We start from the raw sequence: 7,002 nt of genomic DNA on the forward strand, positions 1-7,002 counted from the left end.
CGGAATGCCCAGGCGCATGCGCCCGGGCCGAGTGGCTCAATCCACCAGAGTGAAGTGGCCGACCACGCTGTTGAGCGACTGTGAGCGCTGTTTGAGGTCCTGGGCAGAGGTGGCGGTCTGCTGCACCATGGAGGCATTGTCCTGAGTGGCCTGGTCTAGCTGGGCGATGGCCACGTTGATCTGTTCGATGCCGCGGGTCTGCTCGTAGGTGGCGGCGGTGATCTCCTCGAACAGGTCGTTGACCTTCTGAATTTGCAGGTCGATGTCCTGCATCCGTTGTTTGGCCGTATCGACCAGCCCGGCGCCGTTGCTGACCTGGGCATTGGAGGCGTTGATCAGCCCTTTGATCTCGTGGGCGGCCGTGGCGGAGCGGTTGGCCAGTTGGCGAACTTCGCCGGCCACCACGGCAAAACCACGGCCATGTTCGCCGGCGCGGGCCGCTTCCACCGAAGCGTTGAGCGCCAGAATATTGGTCTGGAAGGCAATGCTGTCGATCAGTGTGACGATGTCGGTGATCTTGTCGGCCTCGGCGCTGATCTCCTGCATCGAGTTGACGGCATTGCCGATGGCCTGCTGGCCTGCCTGCGAGGTTTCGCCTGCGCTGCGTACCAGCTCTTTGGCCTGGGCCACGCTGTCGGCGGTTTGGCGAACGGTCGCCGTGACTTCTTCCATGCTGGCAGATGTTTGCTGAAGGGCGGCGGCCTGCTGCTCGGTGCGTGACGACAGCTCCTGATTGCCCGCAGCAATATCACCGGCGTTGCCATCCACCGCCTCGCTGGTGGTGTAGATGTCGGTCATGGCTTCACGTAGCTTATCGCGCATCGAGCGAATGTCGTAGAGCAGGCTGCTGGTGTCGTTGGGGTGCAGGGCCACGGGAGCGGTCAGATCGCCCTGGGCAATGCGTGATACCACGCCAGCAGCATAGTTGGGCTCACCCCCCAACCGGCGCAGAATCATGGTAATCATACCCCAGAAGGCCAGGGTCACCAGTACGCCTGCCAAAATTCCTACCAGAATGCTTCCGATCAACTGACTGACGATGGTGCTGTTGACGTCGCCCACAAAAACGCCACTGGCCACGTACGTATCCCACGGGGCAAAGACCTCGGAGTAAGTGCGTACCAGCGGGCGGGCATCGCTGCCGCGCGCAAAGTTGGAGTAATACTCGGTGAAACCGCTGCCATTGGCTCGTGTGTTGTCCAGCATTGTCTGGAAGATCAGCGTGCCTTCGGGGTCGCTCACCTGAGAAATGTCTTCGCCGACCTCTCTGCGGGGGTGGGCGAGCATGCGCAGGTTGCCGTTGAAGGCGAAGAGGTAGTTGTCATCTTCGCCAAAGCGTATGTCGCGCAGCATGTTGAAGGCGAGGCGCTGGGCATCGGGAACGGACAGCTGACCTTGCTCGGCCAGGTGGTGGTAGTGTTGCAGCGTGGAAATGCCGATGTCGACTGCCGTCACCATGCGCTGTTCGCGTTCGCTATACAGCAAGTTACGGCTTTGCCAGGCATTGATGGCGATCATGACGGCCAGGATCAGCCACAGTACGCCGACGCCTATCAGGCGCTGACGACGCAGGGGCAGCGTGGAGAGTCGATAGCGCGCAGGTGAGGTCGTCGCGTGCTCCGTCGATGGCGGCGCAACGCTGGAAGAGGTAATGGCAGTGCTCATTATCAGGCAAGCTCTCTGTTATGTTCGATTGTTCCCTTGGCACCGGTGCTGACGCAGCGCCCGGTGCGCGCGTCATACTAAAGTATTAATTGCCTGAGTTCTGCTGCAATAGCGTGGCAAAGTGTCGCCTAATGTAGCCTTAACCTTTGTAAAACAGTCATCTGGCTCGCCGTGAGGGCATCGAGTTCGTTAGCTTGAAAAAATATGCGTTCGCCCCGATATCTTCCCATCTAGCTTCATAAGCTCTCATTTTGCTGACAGGACATGTTCATGGCCGAACCGGCATTGTCGATCCGTGGCCTTACCAAGGTGTACGGCAACGGCTTTCAAGCGTTAAAAGGGATTGATCTGGACGTTCAGCAGGGCGACTTCTTTGCACTGCTGGGCCCCAATGGGGCAGGTAAATCCACCACTCTGGGCGTGGTATGTTCCCTGGTACAGAAAACCGCGGGCAAGGTGTCGATTTTTGGTATCGACATCGACAAGGACTTCGCCAAAGCCAAGTACCAGTTGGGCGTGGTGCCGCAGGAGTTCAACTTCAACCAGTTCGAGAAAGTGCTGGATATCGTATTGGCCCAGGCGGGCTATTACGGCATGCGGCGTAGTGAAGCGCTGCCCCGTGCCCAGCAGCTGCTGACCGACCTGGGGTTGTGGGAAAAACGCAACGGCAGCGCGCGGATGCTCTCCGGCGGCATGAAGCGCCGCCTGATGATTGCGCGTGCGCTGATGCATCGCCCCAAGCTGCTGATTCTCGATGAGCCCACGGCGGGGGTAGATATCGAGCTGCGTCGCAGCATGTGGGAGTACATGCGGCGCATCAACCGCGACGAAGGCACGACGATCATTCTGACGACCCACTATCTGGAAGAGGCCGAAAGCCTGTGCCGCAATATCGCCATCATCAATCACGGCGAGATCGTGCGTAACACCAGCGTGCGCGAGCTGCTGGCCGAGCTGGACACCGAAACCTTCCTGCTGGACCTGGCGGCTCCCGTCGCGCAAGCGCCGCAGGTGCCGGGTTTCGAGGTTCACCAGGTGGAGCCCTCCCAGCTTTCGGTGGCCATTCACCGAGGCCAGCAGCTGAACGACGTGTTCTCATCGCTCAGTGAGCAGGGCATTCAAGTGGTTTCCATGCGCAACCGCGCCAATCGTCTGGAAGAGATGTTCGTTTCCATGGTAGAGAGCAGCCAGGCGGCTCTGGATCAACGTGAGCAGCAGGAGGCCAACGCATGAATGCCACACAAACCCTGGTCGCGCTGTGGACACTGGTGCTCAAGGAGATCAAGCGGTTTACCCGTATCTGGCCGCAAACCCTGCTGCCACCGTCGATCACCATGGCCATGTACTTCATCATTTTCGGCAGCCTGATCGGCTCGCGCATTGGTGAGATGGATGGCTTCAGCTATATGGATTTCATCGTGCCCGGGTTGATCATGATGTCAGTGATCACCAACAGCTACTCCAACGTGGCCTCCAGCTTCTTTTCCAACAAGTTTCAGCGCTCGGTGGAAGAGATGATGGTCTCGCCCATGCCCAATAGCGTGATTCTTTCTGGCTTCATTCTGGGCGGCATGGCCCGAGGCCTGGGCGTTGGGCTCATCGTGACGCTGGTATCGCTGTTCTTCACCCGCTTGACGGTGGAGCATCCGCTGCTCACGATACTGGTCGTGGTGCTGACCTCGGCGCTGTTCTCCATAGGTGGCTTCATCAATGCCCTGCTGGCGAACAAGTTCGATGACATTTCCATCGTGCCGACGTTCATCCTGACCCCGCTGACCTACCTGGGCGGCGTGTTCTACTCCATTTCGATGCTGCCGGACTTCTGGCAGGGCGTCTCGATGCTCAACCCGATTCTGTACATGGTCAACGTCTTCCGCTATGGCTTTCTGGGGGTGTCTGACATTCCCGTCGGCTGGGCGCTGACGGCGATCATGGCGTTCATCGTGGTGCTGTTCATGGTGGCGCTGACCATGCTGGAGCGTGGCAAAGGTATACGCAGTTAAGTGCCCCAAGGGCCCCTGGTTTGATGGAGACGTTTTGCATGGCACACCGCCCTGATACTCTGGAACACGCGCCGCTGGGGCGCGATTCTGCCTACCCCGAGCAGTACGATGCGGCACTGCTGTACCCCATTCCTCGGGCGGCCAATCGCGCGCCGCTGGGGATCGAAGAAAGCGCGTTGCCCTTCTTGGGTGAAGACGAGTGGCACGCCTTTGAAGTCTCCTGGCTGAATGGACGCGGCAAGCCGGTGGTGGCGGTGGCGCGCTTTCGGCTGCCGGCAAGCTCGCCGCAGTTGATCGAGTCCAAATCCTGGAAGCTCTACCTCAACAGCCTCAACCAGACGCGCTTTGCCAGCCAGGCCGAGGTAGAAGCCATCCTGGTGCGCGACCTGAGCGGTGCGGCGGGTGCCCCGGTCAGCGTCGAGCTGTTGCCGGTGGATGACGAAGCGCTGGCCCCGCGACGCTTGCCAGGGGAGTGCCTGGACGACCTGGATATCGAGGTCAGCCACTACACCCCCAGCGCCGAGCACCTGACCACCCACGATGATATCGTGGAAGAGACGCTGCATTCGCATCTGCTCAAATCGAACTGCCCCGTGACCGGGCAGCCCGACTGGGGGAGCGTGCTGATTCGCTATAAAGGCCCGCGCCTCGATCGCGAAGGACTGCTGCGCTACCTGATTGGCTACCGCCAGCATCAGGATTTTCACGAGCACTGCGTCGAGCATATCTTCACGGATCTCATGCAGTACGCCCAGCCAGAATCACTGCTGGTGCTGGCGCGTTACGTGCGCCGTGGTGGGCTGGACATCAGCCCCTGGCGTGCCACGCCGGGCATGGCGCCGCCCAGCCCGCTACGCCTGGCGCGCCAGTGATACCGACCCAGGACAAGGAGACACCAATGGACGCTCTTACGCTGCTGCACGAACGTAGCTCCATGGGCAAGCTCACCGAGCCTGCCCCCAGCCCGGAACAGCTCAGCGCCATCTACCGCGCCGCCCTGCGTGCCCCCGACCACAAGGAGCTACGCCCGTGGCGGTTTATCGAGTTCGTCGGAGAAGGGCGCGAGCGCCTGGGAGAACTGTTCGCCGAAGCGGAGTTCCAGGAAGACCCGCACGCCAGCGATGACACCCTGAACGCTGCCCGCAAAAAGCCCCTGCGCGCGCCCATGGTGATCGCCGTGATTGCCAAGGTGACGCCAGATATTGCCAAGGTGCCCAAGGTCGAACAGGTCATTTCAGCGGGCTGTGCTGCCCACGGGATTCTGTTGGCCGCACACGCCCTGGGCTTGGGCGCCATGTGGCGCAGCGGCAAGTATGCCTTCGACCCGGTGGTGCGCAAGGGCATGGGGCTGGACAAGGAGGATGAAGTAGTCGCGTTCATCTACCTGGGCAGCCTGGCCGGTCGTCACAAGCCGGTACCCGAGCATAACGCCGCCGATTTCGTCGAACGCTGGGATTGAGCGCTTAACCGCCGAGGAGCCCCCATGAGCCCGTCACGCCAGCCAGGCCTACCGCACCCGCGTCTACCGCTGCCAGAAGGCAAGGAAGACCTGCACGCCTTCCACCGCTGGCTGGGCGAGGCGATTCCCATGGTGGGAGCCTTGGGCATCAGTGACGTGAGCCACGCCAACGACGCGTTGACCTGGCACCTGGCGCTGGCGCCTAACCTCAATGATAAAGGCACCGGCTTTGGCGGTGCCCTGGCAGCACAAGCCACCCTGCAAGGATGGTGCTGGGTGACCCTGTGGCTGCGCCAGCAGGGAAGGGCACAAGACGTGGTCGTGGCGGATGCCAGCCAGCGCTTCGTCGCCCCGGTGACCGGCGACTACCGCCTCATCTGTACGCCCAGCAGCAGCGGCGGCCCCGCAACGCTGGCAGAACGGCTGCACGAACGCGGCAAAGGCAGCATCGCACTCAGCCAGCAGCTCTATTGCGGCGACACGCTATGTCTGGAAGCCAGCAGCCGCTATGCCGTGCTGCCCAGCCCTTGATGTGAAAAAGCCCTGACGTGAAAAAGCTCTGATGTGAAAAAGGCTTGCTATTTCACAGCTTAACGCATAGTATATGCGCCGTTCTGTTGAGAAAGGCAACGCCCTACAGCAGAGCACACAATGTGGAGAGGTGTCCGAGTGGTCGAAGGAGCACGCCTGGAAAGTGTGTAAGTCGAAAGGCTTCGAGGGTTCGAATCCCTCCCTCTCCGCCACGAATATAGAAGGGGAATCAGCATATTATGTTGATTCCCCTTCGTCGTTTCTGGGCCCTGGGAACGCTACAGGCCTAGCTGCATCTCTTTTCTCTCCGTCAGGTTGTCTTAACTGGCGACTGCGCAAACCCATGCTAACTTGCCAGTGATGGTTTAAGGCGCTTGCCGTGCCTCCTGATTGCCTCATAACACAACATGCCTTCTACACATAGGCGCTATCCTGCGGCTGCAGGTGTGCGTATGGCGGTTTGTATTGAAGGGATTATTTGCTCTTGTGTGAACTGTGGTTTACATTAAGAACATGAAAATAATTAGCGAAACCGACACTTATTCGGACTGGTTCGATAAATTACGCGATGCCCGGGCCAGAGCGAAAATTCTGGCTCGTCTGCGCCGGGCTGAGCTGGGCAACTTCGGGGATTGTGAGCCGGTGGGGGAAGGAGTCTCGGAATTGAGGATTCACTACGGGCCTGGTTATCGAGTCTATTTTGTCCAGCGGGGGTATGAGCTGATTATTTTGTTGGCGGGCGGTGATAAATCCAGCCAGGCAAAAGATATTGATATCGCGAAGCAATTGGCACGCAATTTGAAGGAGGCGCCATGAGCACATTGCGTAAATGGGATGTCGTTGACCACTTGAATACCGAAGAGGAAATGGTGTTGTACTTTGAAGCCTGTCTTGAAGAGGGCGACGCTGCCCTGGTGGCGGCAGCGCTTGGCGATATTGCCCGCGCCCGTGGTATGGCACAGCTTGCTCGTGATACGGGATTGACTCGCGAAGGGTTGTACAAGGCGCTTTCTGCTGATGGAAACCCAAGTTTTGCAACGATTATGAAGGTGACAAAAGCCTTGGGCTTTACGTTACATGCTGAAGCATCGTAAGACGATCAACGATTCCGTGATACGCCCCGCCTTTCACAGCGGGGCGTTTTCGTTGGTGAGGGGCGTGCTCATATGGGTAAGTGCTGACGCTATGAGGCATATCCGACAGGAGCAATTGGCAATGTCGCGTGCCGTCAGCGGGTAGGCAACATTCATGCACAAATTTGGCGTCACCTTCAAATAATTGGTCACGATTTGTGCATTTTTATTTTAAAAAACATTGTATGCAATAATTTATTCAAAAATAAAA

8 protein-coding genes and 1 tRNA gene are annotated in these 7,002 nt (G+C 59.0%); 8 read left to right on the forward strand and 1 reads right to left on the reverse strand.

All coding sequences use genetic code 11. The features are described from left to right. Positions 1-36 precede the first annotated feature (36 nt). Complete coding sequence (locus B7L72_RS17010; protein ID WP_081195621.1) at positions 37-1,665, reverse strand: methyl-accepting chemotaxis protein; 1,629 nt, start codon at positions 1,663-1,665, stop codon at positions 37-39. 270 nt (positions 1,666-1,935) lie between these two features. Here B7L72_RS17010 and B7L72_RS17015 point away from each other — a divergent pair, with 270 nt between their 5' ends. The 8 genes from B7L72_RS17015 (at position 1,936) to B7L72_RS17050 (ending at position 6,752) form a co-directional block, all read left to right on the forward strand. Continuing rightward, a complete protein-coding gene (locus tag B7L72_RS17015) occupies positions 1,936-2,898 on the forward strand; it encodes an ABC transporter ATP-binding protein (protein WP_016914466.1) in 963 nt (320 codons plus the stop codon). Further along, entirely contained in the window at positions 2,895-3,668 is a 774-nt protein-coding gene (locus B7L72_RS17020) for an ABC transporter permease (RefSeq protein WP_016914465.1), read from the forward strand. The genes B7L72_RS17015 and B7L72_RS17020 overlap by 4 nt, the downstream gene beginning before the upstream one ends. A gap of 38 nt (positions 3,669-3,706) precedes the next feature. Beyond that, on the forward strand, positions 3,707-4,540 hold the full coding sequence (gene queF, locus B7L72_RS17025; RefSeq protein WP_081137523.1) for an NADPH-dependent 7-cyano-7-deazaguanine reductase QueF: 834 nt from the start codon (positions 3,707-3,709) through the stop codon (positions 4,538-4,540). 26 nt (positions 4,541-4,566) lie between these two features. Continuing rightward, a complete protein-coding gene (locus B7L72_RS17030; protein ID WP_039181222.1) occupies positions 4,567-5,127 on the forward strand; it encodes a nitroreductase family protein in 561 nt (186 codons plus the stop codon). A 24-nt stretch (positions 5,128-5,151) separates the two neighbouring features. Next, entirely contained in the window at positions 5,152-5,658 is a 507-nt protein-coding gene (locus B7L72_RS17035; RefSeq protein WP_081195622.1) for a YiiD C-terminal domain-containing protein, read from the forward strand. A 124-nt stretch (positions 5,659-5,782) separates the two neighbouring features. Then, a tRNA-Ser gene (locus tag B7L72_RS17040) sits at positions 5,783-5,870 on the forward strand. 301 nt (positions 5,871-6,171) lie between these two features. Continuing rightward, positions 6,172-6,474, forward strand: a complete 303-nt coding sequence (locus B7L72_RS17045) for a type II toxin-antitoxin system RelE/ParE family toxin (RefSeq protein WP_081195737.1) — start codon at positions 6,172-6,174, stop codon at positions 6,472-6,474. Beyond that, positions 6,471-6,752 carry an addiction module antidote protein gene (locus B7L72_RS17050; RefSeq protein WP_081195623.1) on the forward strand — a complete coding sequence of 94 codons (282 nt, stop codon included), beginning with the start codon at positions 6,471-6,473 and terminating at the stop codon, positions 6,750-6,752. Before B7L72_RS17045 ends, B7L72_RS17050 begins: the two co-directional genes overlap by 4 nt. Positions 6,753-7,002 lie beyond the last annotated feature (250 nt).

This window comes from Halomonas sp. BC1 (genome assembly GCF_002078135.1).
Lineage (GTDB): Bacteria > Pseudomonadota > Gammaproteobacteria > Pseudomonadales > Halomonadaceae > Vreelandella > Vreelandella stevensii.